Genomic DNA, 13,199 nt, shown 5'->3' with positions numbered 1-13,199 from the left:
CCATGAACCAAATAAGCAAACGCCACCACAGGGAGTCCATCACGGTTCAGGCAACATCGGAGATGCTTTACGACCTGGTTTCCGACATCACCCGCACTGGGGAATGGAGCCCGGTCTGTACCTCGTGTTGGTGGGACGATGAGGCTAACGCCGGCCGGGTTGGCGCCTGGTTCACCGGCCACAATGAGCTCCCAGACCGGTCCTGGGAGACCAGGTCACAGGTGGTGGCTGCCGAGCATGGCCGCGAGTTCGCCTGGGTGGTGGGTGGCAGCCTCGTCCGCTGGGGCTACACCCTGACCCCAGCGACTACGGGGACGATGCTGAGCGAGTCTTGGGAGTTCCTGCCGGGTGGGATCGCCATGTTCGAGGAAAAGTACGGTGACAGCGCGTCCGTTCAGATCGCCGATCGCACCCAGCAGGCGCTCGAGGGCATCCCGAAAACGCTTGCCGCCATTAAGCGGATCGCTGAGTCCCTCATGGCAAGTGAGCAGGCCCGGTCATGTCCAGTTCCCTGGCCGCGTTCGGGCTCCCTTCGCTGAATGGCGACCTAAAGTTCGAGGACAGGTGATTTTAAGACTTCAAGGCTGGCCCAGTTTTTGAGTGCGGTTACAGTAGCCTGAGCGAGGCGCAGTTGTTGCCTTCGTCCGGGAGTACCGTTGGCTGTCGATCGCCACCGATCCGGTCCGACCGGCACTTTGGCAATTCTTTTGCTGGTCGCGGAGTATTTGTCCTGGTCCGTGGGATCCGTCTACGCGGAAGCCGAAGCGGAAGCGGAGGGTCTCTCAACGGCCTGATCGTTCGCCCGTGCAATCCGGACTGACCACGGCTACGAATAACTTGTGTCCTCGAAAACCATTAGGAGGACGCCACTATTTGAGGCGCACCGCTGCCGGGGCGCCATGACCGGATCGGCACAAACCCATGTCAACGCAGACAATGACAACGAACCACCGTTCCACCATGACCGGCAGGGGACTGCTTGGCAGACCGGTCAAACACTCTCTGCGGGCACTTCCTGTGGCTGCCTTGGTGGTGGCAGGTGCGGCACATATTCCGGTCATTCCCGCCCACCTCCACGAAGCGCCGTACATCGGGATCCTTTTCATGGTCCTCGCCGCCGCCAGCTTCGTCCTGGCAGCCGTGCTCGCCCTCGGCGACGTTTCAGTGGCTTACGTCACCACCGCCGTCGTCATGGGCCTGGCCCTCCTGGCCTACGTAATTTCGCGGACCATTGGATTGCCTGAGATCGGCGACGACATTGGCAACTGGCTTGAACCGCTCGGAGTGGTGTCGGTCATCGCGGAGGCAACCGCGTGCTTGAGCGCAGTCGCCATCGCAGTCAAAGCAGGTCATCAGGCCGGCATCCACAGCCTCAGCCTGAGGCAGCCATGAGTGCAACGACAGTTCCTCAAAATTTCGGTCCCACATCAAGCACCGGAACTGTCTTGGTCCCGGCGCTGAGAGTTTAGTAAACGGTCCCATTTTTGGAAATGCCCAATGCGTGAAATGGAGCAAAACAAGGCAATCGTTTCAGGCCTGTGGACGTGACTACCGGGGACGACCTTGAGAACACCACCGTATACATCAACCCTTCCGCCAGCCACCAGCGTGGAACCAGCTCTGACCGGGCACGAGGGGGATCTGCGGCATTTCTCGTCAACAACCATGAAAAGGAAACCCCATGATTCCGAACAAATCCCGTCAACGCCTCCTCCTCGCCCTGATATCCGCAGCCACCATCCTCGGCGCCAGCGCCTGCGGGAGCGCCGCGACGGCAACCAACTCACCATCGGCACCTTCGGCTGCGACGTCGTCATCGGCCGCGTCGATGAGCCCGGATACGAGTGCCACCGCGACCGCGTCTACCGCGGCGTCAACGGGGACAGCAGTCAAGGCAGCCATCCAGATCAAGTCCTTCGCCTACACCGGCCCGGACAGTGTCAAAGCCGGTGCCACAGTTACCGTGACGAACAAGGACGCCGTGGCCCACACCCTCACCGCCGACGACGGGTCCTTCAACGCCGTCGTTGAGCCCGGTGCCAGCGTCACGTTCACGGCCCCGACCAAACCCGGCGCATACACCTACCACTGCAAGTACCACGCCAGCATGCACGGAACGCTGAACGTCAAATGATCCGGGCCAAAAGCTCCAGACGGGACGGCCCCGGGAAGCGATCAGAACAGCTCAGCCATCACGGCCGAACACCAGCTATCCTCGTGCTTCGGGTTCTGGCTGCGGCTGGATTGGCCGTGGACGCCGTCGTTCATGCCCGGCTCGCGCCGGGCTATCAGGGCGCCGCCCCCGGAGGTATCGGAGAAGGCAATCTGTTTCTTATCGAAGCGGCAGCCGCCGCGGCGGTCGGGCTCTACGTGCTGATCCGCGGAAGTCGGCCGGCCTGGGTTCTGGCCGTACTAGTTGCTGGCGGTGGACTGGCCGTGCTGCTTCTCTACCGTTACCTCCAGATCCCTGCATTCGGTCCGTTCCCTGCCATGTACGAACCCGTGTGGTTCTTTGACAAAACACTCACCGCCCTCGCCCAAGCCGCCGTCGTACTCGTGGCAATGGCGGCCCTGACGCTTCACCGAAAAACCCGCAGTGGCTGACTTCAGGTCATGCCTCCGCCCGATGTGCACGGAAGCGCGTGACTCGCCAGGGCCAACGGCCGTGGGGGGGGTCGGTGAGGGCGGGCATGGATGGCTGTGGGGTCTCACTTGAGTTCCGCGGGTGTTTCCTGGCTGGTCCGGGGAGGCACCCGCGGCAGCAGGGCCTGACTTAGCAGTTTCCGCCGTTTAGTCGTCTCCGTCGCGGTCGTTGTCGCCGCTGGTGTTGATGGTTCCGTTTACTCCGCGGGGGAAGAACCCGCCCGAGCGCACTTGGTGGCCGGTGAGGTAGACGATGTTCAGCACCTGGGCGGTGGTGCGCCCGTATGCGATGGCGTTGGCATCGGCGGGCACCAGATTGGCCTTGCCGTTGAGGACGATGGGCTGGTCGTCATCGGAGCGGCCGTCGACGGCGTCGCGCAGGTTCGAAATGTTTACTGTGGGTGCTGCCAGGCCCATTTCCAACAGTGTGGTGCGGATGATGCCGGCGTGGTAGGCCTCTACGGCCAGGATTCCTGCGGCCGCACTGAGGTAGGTCTTATTCGTGACCAGCGGCGCGGCACCCTTGTAGGCGGTGACTCCGACGTCTTCGAAGACGAAGGCTCCGAGGAGGAAGTTTTGTTCGTTTGCGTAGACGTCGAACTTTTGTCCCTTCTTGATCAGCCCGGCGGCCATGGCTGCGGCCGTGAAGCTGTCATCGATGTTGATGCTCGGCCGTGAGACTGCGACGGAGCCCAACGCCCCGCGCAGGAAGGAGACGTGGGCCGTTTCATCGGCGGCGATTTCGGTGGCGATCTGGCGGATCCGCCCCGTCTTGAAGGGAACCGCGTGCCCGCCGTCAACGCCTCCGCGGCGGCCGGTGCCGGTGGTCAGCTTGTCGGGCAGGCCGTGTCCGGTGACTGCACGGAGGTAGAACTCTGCTTCGAGGTATTCCAGGTTCAAGGCAAAGTTCAGGATTGAGGCATCGCTGGGGGCATTGGCGGGGGAGGGGCTCGCCTCAGCGGCGCTGGCAGTGGCCGCAAGAAGGGCGGCGGCGCCGAACCCGGCCCCCGAGAGCCCGGCGACGCGAAGGAAGTTGCGACGGTCGGAGGGATTCTCGGCGCTGCGGGCAATGGCTTGCCCAATGAATTTTTGGTCAAACATGATCGGTCTCCAGACGATGGGAGGTGTCTATGTGTCTAGATGTCTATGTGACGAAGGGAGACCGTGACCCAAACGTTACACCCCGACTGGCGTTGCCCGGAAGGAGAAAATGCGACTTTTATAGGGACGATCTTGGGCCCACGGAGCGAAACTCGGAATTTACCATTATTGTGGTGAACCGGCGCACATATGCCGATCCTCCGCCGAACAAGGTCAGATGTACGATGCAGACCTTGAGACGCTGGCGTCGGGCAGATCCGTTAGGAGGACGATGGAAGGGCCAATAGTTGCCAGCCATCGTCTCCCGTCGTTTGGATCCGGGGAAACCGCGGATTCTTGCGGATTTCGCGCCCGACATTTGAAAAACGTGAGTAAAACGTGACGAGGCTCCGCAGCACAGCGCCGGAACTGCCGTTTGATGACCATTTGCAGGTTCATCGGCAAGGTGGACGGCATGTCACCGGTTGTCGAGAGCGGCCCGTCGTATTTCAACGAACTGCGTTGTTCGGAGCGTAGTTTCGGTCCGGTCTGACAGGCGGCCAGGTGCCATGGCGAAAGACGCAATTTGGTGACTTTTCGTTTGGGGAGTGGGGAAGGACGGTCGCGTGGATAACCCTTTCCGCCCTTCGGCTGGCGCCACACCGCCCCACATCATTGGCCGGGACGGGCTGTTGGACGACTTCAGCTATGGCTTGCGACTCGGATCGGGGCCCCTGGCTGTTGACCATGGGTACTCGTGGCGGTAGGTTGCGCCGTAGGTTGCCGCCTAGGCCGCGGTGGATCCTTGGATCAGATACGTCCGTTTTCAGTAGGTCCGATGACGTGGGGGAGTAACCGCTGTGTTAGTTGGAGCGTGGGGTCGTTCTCATGGAGTAGTACCGAGTCGGTCTGCCGGAGCTCCCGTATTGTAGCCGGATGGAGGCAAGGTCAGCATGCACGAAGTATTCTAGATAGCGTCTGACGCTGACTCGAGAGATGCCGGTGAGATCGGCGCATTGGGTTGCCGAGATTTCATCTGCGTTTGTGAGTGCTTCTTTGATCAGTTTTGACGTTTCAAGGCTCAGGCCTTTGGGGAGCATTCCTGGCTGAGACTTCGTTTGGGCCTGTGTGTGGCCGAAGATCTTGTCGATGTCGTCTTGAGAGGCGGATGCAAGAGAGGTTATCCGTTGGTGCTGTTGCTGATAAAGCCGGAGGGCGGCTGCCAGATCGTCGTATTCGAATGGCTTGATTAGATAGTGTGTGGCGCCGCCGGCTAGAGCGGCCCGTACGGATTCCGCTTCCCTTGCTGCGGTGACGACAATGGCGTCGATGGCGACGCCGGCAGCGCGCCACTGGCGCAGGAGATCGAGACCGTTGATGTCTGGCAGATGAACATCGAGGAGGATGAGGTCCGGGGACAGGTCCTCGACCAGGGTGAGCGCTTCGCGGCCGGAGTGCGCCGTGCCGATGACGACAAATCCCGGCGTTATGCTGACGAACTTGGCGTGGATGCGGGCCACTCTGAAGTCGTCGTCTAGAACAAGCACCCGGATCATGATCGATCCCCCGGAGGGTACGGCAGCGTAGCCTCGAAAGTCGCGCCGTTGTCGGTACGAACCGTTACCTCACCGCCGCGCTGGGAACAGACCAGACGCACCAGTGCCAACCCAACGCCGCGGCCGGCTGAAACCGGGGGTTTGGTAGTGAAGCCGCGACTGAAGATGCGCTGCTCGAGATCCTCGGGAATTCCAGGCCCGGGGTCGGAGACGCTAAGGGTAATCATCGTGCCATTGTCGTGTAGGCCGACGGCGATGGCAATGTCAGAAAGCCCCGCGGTCGCGTCTACGGCATTGTCGATCAGATTACCAAGAACCGTGATGACATCGGCTGCCAGCGATGGGCCCAGAGGGCCGACGCCCGAGTCCTCTGAGAGTTGGAGGGCGATCCCTGATTCCCTGGCGAGGCTTGTCTTGGCTACGAGGAGAGCCGTCACGGTCGGATCTTCGATGCGCTGGGATATGTCCTGGGTGATTTCTGCGCTGCGGCGGGTGAGAGTTCCGATGAACTGCCTCACTTCATTGAATTCTCCAAGTTGCACTAGCCCCGAAACGGTGTGGAGGTGGTTAAAGAACTCATGCGTCTGTGCACGCATGGTCTCGGTGATGCTTTGGTTCATGGCCAGTTGGCTTCGCAGCTCTGCCAGCTCCGTGCGGTCTCGCAACGTTGTCACCGTGCCCATGTAACGACCGCGGCTCACAACCGCCCTGCGGTTGAGAACAAGGATGCGCGTATCCGTGACGAGGGCTGTCTCTGCATTGTCGGTGGTCTCGAGCAGGCTGCTGCGAATTTGGTTGCCGACGGGGAGGTCGAGGATGCGGGCGCCGGCAGACTCCGGCGGGAGGTTCAGCAGTTCCATCGCGCTCTTGTTAAGCACCGTGACTTTGCCGTCGGCTCCTACTCCGATGACCCCCTCGCGGATGCTGTACAGCAGCGCCTCGCGATGATCGGCAAGCTCCGCGATCTCATGTGGTTCCAGACCACGTGTGCCGCGACGCACAAGTCCAGAAAGCACCCACGAACCCAGGACCCCCAACCCTGCCCCGATTCCAAGGAAGAGCAGAAGACCAGGAACTGCCGCTTCCAGCTCCGTGCCGACCGGCGGGTATTCCTCGGCTACGACAATGATGCCAGCCACGCTACCGTCATCGCGGAGCACCGGAACGTTGGCCACAATGGACTGCTCCCCACCGCTGGCGATGTCACCGGTCCACGCACGGCCCTGCAACGCCTTGGCCGCCACGAAATCCGTATGCGTTCCGACAGTCGTCGGATCAGACGACGCAATTACTGTGCCACCGGAGTCTGCGATCGCCACGACCGACGCATTCGACAAAGACCTGGTCCGCTCCATATCGGGGGCGAGCACCAGGGACGCCTGCGGCGTACCGATCTGACTGGCCACGATCGGCGTGGACGCGAAACTTTCTGCGCTGGCCAGCATGCGCTGGCCCTGTACCTCACGGAAGTCGGCTCGTGACTGAGCAACCGAAACGAACGTCACCGCGAGGAGAACCGCCGTGATTACAGCAAGCTGAAGAAGGAAGACGCGGCCAGATAACGACATTCGTCGGCGGGGAGCTGCGCGTGACCACAAAGACCATAACCTTCTTTAATTGGCTAATAGTGACATCGAGCACTGTCGCCTTCAGACTCTAATAGTAGTCGCAACTAAATGGTTGCCGACACGGACGCGAAGGAGCACACAATGATCAAACGATCACTGCGGACCTTCGCAACTGCTCTGATTATCTGCGTGACGCTCAACGGATGTTCGGCCTTTTGGGGGGAAAGCGATCAGCTTCACGAGCTTTCCATGATGGTGCCCAACACCCCGGGGGGCGGATATGACATCGCAGCCCGCACGGTGACGAACATTATGGAGAAGACCGGGACTACCGGCCACATCGATGTCTTCAATGTGGTGGGAGACGATGAGACAATCGCCATGGAGCGTCTCTTGAAGGAGTCCGGCAACGCGAATCTGATGATGATGATGGGTTTGGGCATGGTCGGCGCGTGTTACGGCAGCGTCTCGAATTGCCGTCCGTCGGATGCCACCGCTCTGGCCCTCCTCACCGAAGAACCCGAAGTGGTTGTTGTACCCGCCGACTCGCCATACAAGAGCATTGCTGACTTGATCTCAGCGTGGAAAGCGGATCCTGTCAGTCTCAAGGTCGGTGGTGGATCGTCTCGGGGAGGCCCGAACTACCTGTTCCCCATGGAACTGGCTCACATCATTGGCATCGCAACTTCGACCGTAAAATACGTTCCCTTTGCCGGCGATGGACAGATGCTTCCGGCACTGCTCAATCACAGGATTGCTTTCGGGGCCACGGGCTTCGCGGAATATCGAGATCAGATCACTGCCGGGCAGCTCCGGGTTCTCGCGGTCTCCGCGAAGGACCGGACAGGGGAGACCCTCGCTCCCACGTTGAAGGAGGCTGGCATCGACTTAGTCTTCATGAATTGGCACGGCGTGCTGGCGCCCCCAGGGATTTCAGCCGAGGACCGGGCCAGGCTCATCGACATCCTGACCAAGTTGCACCAATCGCAGCAATGGAAGCAGGCTCTTGTCGATAACGAGTGGACGGACGTGTTCATCACTGGCGACGCGTTTGCCCAGTTCCTCAAACAACAGGAACGGCTTGAGGCCGCGACCATGAAACAGCTTGGCTTCCCGGCAAAGGCCTGACGACACCCTAAAAGCAAGACATACCTCCGGCGCGCTTATTCGGCGACAGCCTTATACCGTTGCGCGCCCTTAACGCTGCCTACAGAAGGAGAATGCATCATGATTCATGAACCCGAGAACCCCGTTGTCGAGTTCCGCGGGGTCGGAAAACGTTTCGGCGATCTGCAAGCACTTCGCAATATCAACCTCACGGTAGGGCACGGGGAAGTCGTGGTGATCGTCGGACCCTCCGGCTCGGGAAAGTCCACTTTGTGCCGAACCGTCAATCGTCTTGAGACCATCGACGAGGGGTCGATATTGATTGACGGGAAACCTCAACCGGTTGAAGGCAAGGAACTCTACCAATTTCGAACGGAGGTCGGCATGGTCTTTCAGTCGTTCAACCTGTTCGCCCACATGTCGATTCTGGACAACGTCACCTTGGCCCCGCGAAAAATTTTGCGTCAAGACAAGGCATCGAGCCAGGCACGGGCCTACGAGCTGCTCGAAATGGTGGGAATCCGGTCAAAGGCCAACGCATTGCCCGTGCAGCTATCCGGGGGTCAATCCCAACGAGTCGCAATTGCTCGGGCCCTTGCCATGGATCCCAAGGTCATTCTCTTCGATGAGCCGACGTCTGCTCTGGACCCGGAAGCCACTCAAGAGGTCCTCGAGGTCATGCGTCAGCTGGCGGAAGGAGGAACGACCATGATTGTCGTCACCCACGAGATGTCGTTCGCGAAATCATGCGCGGACCGCATCGTTTTTATGGCCGACGGCGCAGTCCTCGAGGTCGCAGACCCAGACACATTCTTCACTGCCCCGGCAAGTGAGCGTGCACGAGATTTTCTCTCATCGGTGCACTAAGTCAGCAAACCCACAGCCGGCCGACGCAAAACCGGCTTCCCGAGCAAAACAATTTAAGGAGAAATAAAGATGAAAAGATTCCGTCATTTGACAGCTTTGGCCATGGTGGCATTGGTCGCCACGGGGCTGACCGCTTGCGGCGGTACCTCCACGCCAACCGCCGCCGCCCAAAAAGCTCAGACCTTTCCGGCCGGAAGTACCATGGCCAAAATCCAGGAACGCGGCAAAGTCATTGTTGCCGTCAAAGACGACTTCCCCCTCTTCGGAATGAAGAATCCAGTGACCGGACAGCTGGAAGGAATGGATATCGAGCTCGCGGGGCTTCTTGCCAAAGACCTCACCGGCAGCGCCGCGAATATCCAATACGTGACGGTAACCAGCGCCGACCGTGAAGCATTCCTCCAACAGCACAAGGTCGACGTTGTCATCGCAACGTACCCGCCTAACCCGAAACGTCAGGCTGCGGTCGACTTCGCCGGACCCTACCTGATGAGTCCGGTGACCGTCATGGTGCGAAAGGGCTACACGGAGATCAATCAGCCCTCAGACATGAATGGCAAGAACATTTGCGTCACGGCGGGTTCCGGAGCGGTGGCGATGGTTCCGCAGAATGCCCCGAGCGCCAAGCTCATCACCTTCGGAACGATCACCGAGTGCATGCAGGCGCTCGAACAGAAGCGCGTCGACGGAGTGGCGACGACTAACTCGATTCTTCTCGGCCTTATGAGCCAGAATCCAGGAAAATTCGATATGGCGAAAGGTGATCTGCTCAAGGACGGCAAGCCGGCATCCGACAACGACTCCATTGGACTGCCTAAGGGGGACAAAGTATTTCACGACTACCTGGATAGCTTCTTGAAGAAGGTGGAGACCGGCGGCGACTGGACGAAGATCTATAAGGACACAGTCGGCAAGCTCACGCACGACAGCCCGACGCCTCCGCCCATTCTCTACTAGCCAGCACACAGAGGCAGAGACTCATGTCATTTCTCCTACCGCATCTTCCTGAGTTCGGCCTTGGCATCCTGCTCACCCTGGCGCTGATTGCGCTCGGATGGGCAGGAGCCATGGTTCTCGGCATCGTCCTTGCTGCGCTTCGTGCAAGTCCGATTCGCACCTTGCGTACCATCGCCAGCATCTATGTGTTGGTTTTCCGTAACATCCCGCTGCCCGTCCAAATGGTGCTATTCGTCTTTGGACTTCCACTTTTGGGCATTCAATATTCCTTGTTCACGTCGGCGGCGATCGTTCTCATCATCTACACGGCACCGTTCATCAGTGAAACACTGCGTTCTGGTCTTAACACTGTAAGCCGAGGGGAGCTGGAAGCAAGTCGGGCTCTAGGCTTCTCCCCAATCGGATCCATGCAGCGTCTGATCCTGCCCCAGGCATTCGCATCCATGATTCAACCAATGGGAAATGTCTTGATCATGATGGTCAAGAACACCTCCGTGGCTGCAGTGGTGGGAGTCGCTGAATTGACTTTCACCGCCGACAAAATCGCCATCGACGAAGTGCAGCCTTTCATCATGCTGGGGGGCGCCGCAGTTGCCTATATCGTGATCGGCCTCCTGTTAACGCGACTGGTCACGGCCCTCGACAGAAAGGTGGCATTCAGCAGATGAGTTTCACAACATTTTTCGATGAGCCCGGTCCGCGAGCCCGCCGCCGGCACCGACTCTTGGAGATCGCTACCTGTGTGGCCGTCCTGGTCATCGGCCTATGGGTGATCGTTGAGCTCAGCGCCCACGACGTTTTCAGTGCCTCGGCGTGGGCACCATTCTCCCAATGGGGGATGTGGAGACTTCTTGGAGCAGGCCTTCTCAACAATCTCACCGCTGCAGTCACAGCCATGATCCTATCGATGGTGGTTGGATGCCTGCTAGCGTTCGGTCTCCTCTCGCCGTCCTGGGTGCTTCGCCGCTTTTGCATGGGCTATACCGCGATCTTCAACTGCATTCCCGTGCTGCTCCTTCTGTTCTTTACCTCGCTGATGCTGCCGACCTGGGGCGTGCAGCTCCCGGACTTCTGGTTTCTGGTCATCGCGCTCACGCTCTACAGTGGGGCGGTTATTGGAGATCTGATACGAGCAGGCGTTCAAGCGCTGCCGCACGGCCAATCAGAAGCGGCGACCGCGCTTGGATTCTCCCCGATCCGAACCATTTGGCTGGTCCTGCTGCCACAAGCACTGCGATCGATGAGCCCGGCGATGGTGAGCCAAATGGTGATCATATTCAAGGGAACGGCACTGGCCTATGTCCTCGGCGGTTATCTGGAACTGCTGCACACGGCAACGTTAATCGGGTCGTACTACAGCCAGTCCGCACTCCAAGCACTGTCCGTCGCCGCGATCCTGTTCATGCTTGTCAATATCGGACTGTCCCTGCTCGCGGGAGCGATCGAGCGTAGAGAACAACGACGGTTTGGAACTGCGGCGACGTCGGACGAGGCGGCCCAACAAGCAGCCATGGCTTGATTCTGCCTCGCACACCAACGAGCATCACAGGCACTCGGCGATTCCGGTTCAAAGAGGTATCGTGTCGATCACCCGTCAGTTTGACGTATTGATCGACGCTTCTTGAAATATTGCGGTGGTTGCAGCACTTAGTGAGCGATGGTTGCAATCACCGCAATATTGCGCAGTTCCCGTCGTTTCGACGGCAAGTGAGTTCAACGCGGTACCGGAAAGGTGACATCCATGAGCGAGACGATCGTTGTCGCGGGCGCCACCGGCTATGTCGGACGACATGTCGTCGACGTGCTCGACTTGCGAGGTTATCGGGTGCGTGCGCTGGTTCGCTCGCGGGAGCGTGCGGAAGCCCCGGGTGCGTTCGGTGCGCCGTCGCTGCATGGCCACGTTGCCGAGTGGAGAATCGTTGACTACACGGACTCCTCGACGCTCATGGATGCCTGCCAGGGCGCCGACCGCGTCGTCTCCGCTCTGGGAGTCACCCGGCAGAACGCGAGTCCGTGGGATATCGACTTCCTCGGCAACCTGCGCCTGCTTGAGGACGCAGAGCGCCATGAGGTGGTGTCCTTCCTCTACGTCAACGTCTTGCACTGCCAGAGCGGCACGTCCTTGACCATGCGTTCCAAGCACGCGTTCTCGGAAACGCTGCGCCGCAGCCGTGTAGCAGCTCAGATCGTCAACCCCTCCGGCTACTTCTCCGATGTCACCGATTTCCTGCTCATGGCCAGGCGAGGGTTCGGATTCACCCTCGGCGACGGTACCGCGAAAATTAACCCCATCCATGGCGCTGATCTCGCCGAATTCATCGTCGAACATCTTGCCGAACCATCGGCGAGCTGGGACATCGGCGGCCCCGACATTCTCAGCTACCGCGAACTTGAAGAACTAGCCTTCAGCGTCGCAGGTCGCCGTCAGCACATTCTGCGCATCCCTCCATCGATCCTGCGACCACTCCAATGGGCGGCCGATCGAAGTTCTCCCCGCCTGAGCAATCTGACACGGTTCTTCCTCGAATCACTCAAAATCGATGCCGTCGGCACCCCGACAGGAGAACGGCGGATCGAACCGTTCCTGAGAGCAGCGCACTAACCCACCGCGGAACTCTCTCTAACCCCGGTTTGCTGCCCTGGGGCATGGCATGGCGTCGAGGTTCGTTGGGCGTTGGGCGGCTGGTGCGAGGAATAACTGTCGAATGACGTGAGGTGGAGTAAACGCTTCCGCGGAAGTTCTTCCTGGTGTATTGCGAACAGAATTCCGGCTCCCTCAAGGTTCTGGGTGCCGCGACTAGTGGCGCTTGTCTTAAGTAGTTTTTAGGTTAGTTTTGGGGAGAAAGAGCTGGCCGGTGTGCCCGTTCCTACCGTGACAGCGTGGCGGAACCGCTACCAGGCGTTCGGCCTGGACGGGCTGGAAGACCGGGACCGGTCGGGCCGGCCGCGGGAGATTGACCGGGCGAAAATCATTACCGCAACGTTGAAGCCGCCGCCGAAGAAGCTCGGTGTCACGCACTGGTCCGCAAGGCTGCTGGCCCGGCATCTGCGAATCGATTTCTCCACTGTGGCACGGACCTGGCGGGAGTACGGGTTCAAGCCGTGGAAGGAAGAGACCTTCAAGTTCTCCACCGGCCCGGAGCTGGAGGTGAAAGTCATCGACGTGGTGGGACTGTACATGGCCCCGCCGGAGAATGCGGTGGTGTTGGGCATTGCTGAGAAGACCCAGATTCAGGCTTTGGACCGTACCCAGCCGGGGTTGCCGTTGCAGATCGGCTCGCCGGCCAAACGCACATGGATAACTACGCGACACACAAGACCGCTGAGGTCAGGTCATGGCTCGGTGAGCATCCCCGCATCAACGTGCACTTCACCCCGACCAGCGCGTCCTGGCTGAACATGGTCCGGCGGGGGACCGACT

General features: G+C 59.9%; 13 protein-coding genes and 1 pseudogene. 11 read left to right on the top strand and 3 right to left on the bottom strand.

All coding sequences use genetic code 11. From position 1 onward, the window contains the following. The first annotated feature begins 2 nt into the window (after window positions 1-2). The 4 genes from DMB86_RS13505 (at window position 3) to DMB86_RS13490 (ending at window position 2,604) form a co-directional block, all read left to right on the top strand. Window positions 3-539 carry an SRPBCC family protein gene (locus DMB86_RS13505; RefSeq protein WP_113718270.1) on the top strand — a complete coding sequence of 179 codons (537 nt, stop codon included), beginning with the start codon at window positions 3-5 and terminating at the stop codon, window positions 537-539. 397 nt (window positions 540-936) lie between these two features. Beyond that, window positions 937-1,392: a hypothetical protein gene (locus DMB86_RS13500; RefSeq protein WP_171814497.1), complete on the top strand. Its 456-nt coding sequence runs from the start codon at window positions 937-939 to the stop codon at window positions 1,390-1,392. Between the two features lie 289 nt (window positions 1,393-1,681). Continuing rightward, a complete protein-coding gene (locus DMB86_RS13495) occupies window positions 1,682-2,134 on the top strand; it encodes a cupredoxin domain-containing protein (protein ID WP_227878373.1) in 453 nt (150 codons plus the stop codon). Window positions 2,135-2,250: 116 nt separating this feature from the next. Next, window positions 2,251-2,604: a hypothetical protein gene (locus DMB86_RS13490; protein WP_227878372.1), complete on the top strand. Its 354-nt coding sequence runs from the start codon at window positions 2,251-2,253 to the stop codon at window positions 2,602-2,604. A 186-nt stretch (window positions 2,605-2,790) separates the two neighbouring features. Here DMB86_RS13490 and DMB86_RS13485 read toward each other — a convergent pair whose 3' ends face one another. The 3 genes from DMB86_RS13485 to DMB86_RS13470 form a co-directional block, all read right to left on the bottom strand. Continuing rightward, window positions 2,791-3,744 (bottom strand): ferritin-like domain-containing protein, encoded by a 954-nt coding sequence (locus DMB86_RS13485; protein WP_113718268.1) that lies wholly within the window; start codon window positions 3,742-3,744, stop codon window positions 2,791-2,793. An 842-nt stretch (window positions 3,745-4,586) separates the two neighbouring features. Beyond that, window positions 4,587-5,279, bottom strand: coding sequence for a response regulator (locus tag DMB86_RS13475; RefSeq protein ID WP_113718267.1), 693 nt, complete (start codon window positions 5,277-5,279; stop codon window positions 4,587-4,589). Then, the gene (locus tag DMB86_RS13470) at window positions 5,276-6,724 is read right to left on the bottom strand and encodes a sensor histidine kinase (RefSeq protein ID WP_236783335.1); all 1,449 of its coding nucleotides are present in this window, start codon (window positions 6,722-6,724) and stop codon (window positions 5,276-5,278) included. Before DMB86_RS13470 ends, DMB86_RS13475 begins: the two co-directional genes overlap by 4 nt. 264 nt (window positions 6,725-6,988) lie before the next feature. On the opposite strand from DMB86_RS13470, the gene DMB86_RS13465 reads away from it, so the two are divergent. The 7 genes and pseudogenes from DMB86_RS13465 to DMB86_RS13435 form a co-directional block, all read left to right on the top strand. Then, the gene (locus DMB86_RS13465) at window positions 6,989-7,975 is read left to right on the top strand and encodes a Bug family tripartite tricarboxylate transporter substrate binding protein (protein ID WP_113718265.1); all 987 of its coding nucleotides are present in this window, start codon (window positions 6,989-6,991) and stop codon (window positions 7,973-7,975) included. Window positions 7,976-8,074: 99 nt separating this feature from the next. Continuing rightward, window positions 8,075-8,821, top strand: a complete 747-nt coding sequence (locus DMB86_RS13460) for an amino acid ABC transporter ATP-binding protein (protein WP_113718264.1) — start codon at window positions 8,075-8,077, stop codon at window positions 8,819-8,821. 69 nt (window positions 8,822-8,890) lie between these two features. After that, entirely contained in the window at window positions 8,891-9,778 is an 888-nt protein-coding gene (locus DMB86_RS13455; RefSeq protein WP_113718263.1) for a glutamate ABC transporter substrate-binding protein, read from the top strand. A 23-nt stretch (window positions 9,779-9,801) separates the two neighbouring features. Beyond that, complete coding sequence (locus DMB86_RS13450) at window positions 9,802-10,446, top strand: amino acid ABC transporter permease (RefSeq protein ID WP_113718262.1); 645 nt, start codon at window positions 9,802-9,804, stop codon at window positions 10,444-10,446. Then, window positions 10,443-11,297, top strand: coding sequence for an amino acid ABC transporter permease (locus DMB86_RS13445; protein ID WP_113718261.1), 855 nt, complete (start codon window positions 10,443-10,445; stop codon window positions 11,295-11,297). Before DMB86_RS13450 ends, DMB86_RS13445 begins: the two co-directional genes overlap by 4 nt. A gap of 222 nt (window positions 11,298-11,519) precedes the next feature. Continuing rightward, window positions 11,520-12,380, top strand: a complete 861-nt coding sequence (locus tag DMB86_RS13440) for an SDR family oxidoreductase (protein WP_113718260.1) — start codon at window positions 11,520-11,522, stop codon at window positions 12,378-12,380. Window positions 12,381-12,614: 234 nt separating this feature from the next. Continuing rightward, window positions 12,615-13,183: pseudogene (locus tag DMB86_RS13435) on the top strand (helix-turn-helix domain-containing protein); the annotation flags it as partial. Window positions 13,184-13,199: the final 16 nt, after the last annotated feature.

Source organism: Arthrobacter dokdonellae (assembly GCF_003268655.1).
Taxonomy (GTDB): domain Bacteria; phylum Actinomycetota; class Actinomycetes; order Actinomycetales; family Micrococcaceae; genus Specibacter; species Specibacter dokdonellae.
Note: the sequence above shows the minus strand (reverse complement) of the source record. Positions and strands in the feature narration are given on the sequence as shown.

What these genes read in the sequence shown, in the direction of transcription:
- DMB86_RS13505 (WP_113718270.1), top strand. Translation starts at nt 3, where the DNA reads ATGAACCAAATAAGCAAACGCCACCACAGGGAGTCCATCACGGTTCAG.
- DMB86_RS13500 (WP_171814497.1), top strand. Translation starts at nt 937, where the DNA reads ATGACAACGAACCACCGTTCCACCATGACCGGCAGGGGACTGCTTGGC.
- DMB86_RS13495 (WP_227878373.1), top strand. Translation starts at nt 1,682, where the DNA reads ATGATTCCGAACAAATCCCGTCAACGCCTCCTCCTCGCCCTGATATCC.
- DMB86_RS13485 (WP_113718268.1), bottom strand. Translation starts at nt 3,744, where the DNA reads ATGTTTGACCAAAAATTCATTGGGCAAGCCATTGCCCGCAGCGCCGAG.
- DMB86_RS13475 (WP_113718267.1), bottom strand. Translation starts at nt 5,279, where the DNA reads ATGATCCGGGTGCTTGTTCTAGACGACGACTTCAGAGTGGCCCGCATC.
- DMB86_RS13470 (WP_236783335.1), bottom strand. Translation starts at nt 6,724, where the DNA reads ATGCTGGCCAGCGCAGAAAGTTTCGCGTCCACGCCGATCGTGGCCAGT.
- DMB86_RS13465 (WP_113718265.1), top strand. Translation starts at nt 6,989, where the DNA reads ATGATCAAACGATCACTGCGGACCTTCGCAACTGCTCTGATTATCTGC.
- DMB86_RS13460 (WP_113718264.1), top strand. Translation starts at nt 8,075, where the DNA reads ATGATTCATGAACCCGAGAACCCCGTTGTCGAGTTCCGCGGGGTCGGA.
- DMB86_RS13455 (WP_113718263.1), top strand. Translation starts at nt 8,891, where the DNA reads ATGAAAAGATTCCGTCATTTGACAGCTTTGGCCATGGTGGCATTGGTC.
- DMB86_RS13450 (WP_113718262.1), top strand. Translation starts at nt 9,802, where the DNA reads ATGTCATTTCTCCTACCGCATCTTCCTGAGTTCGGCCTTGGCATCCTG.
- DMB86_RS13445 (WP_113718261.1), top strand. Translation starts at nt 10,443, where the DNA reads ATGAGTTTCACAACATTTTTCGATGAGCCCGGTCCGCGAGCCCGCCGC.
- DMB86_RS13440 (WP_113718260.1), top strand. Translation starts at nt 11,520, where the DNA reads ATGAGCGAGACGATCGTTGTCGCGGGCGCCACCGGCTATGTCGGACGA.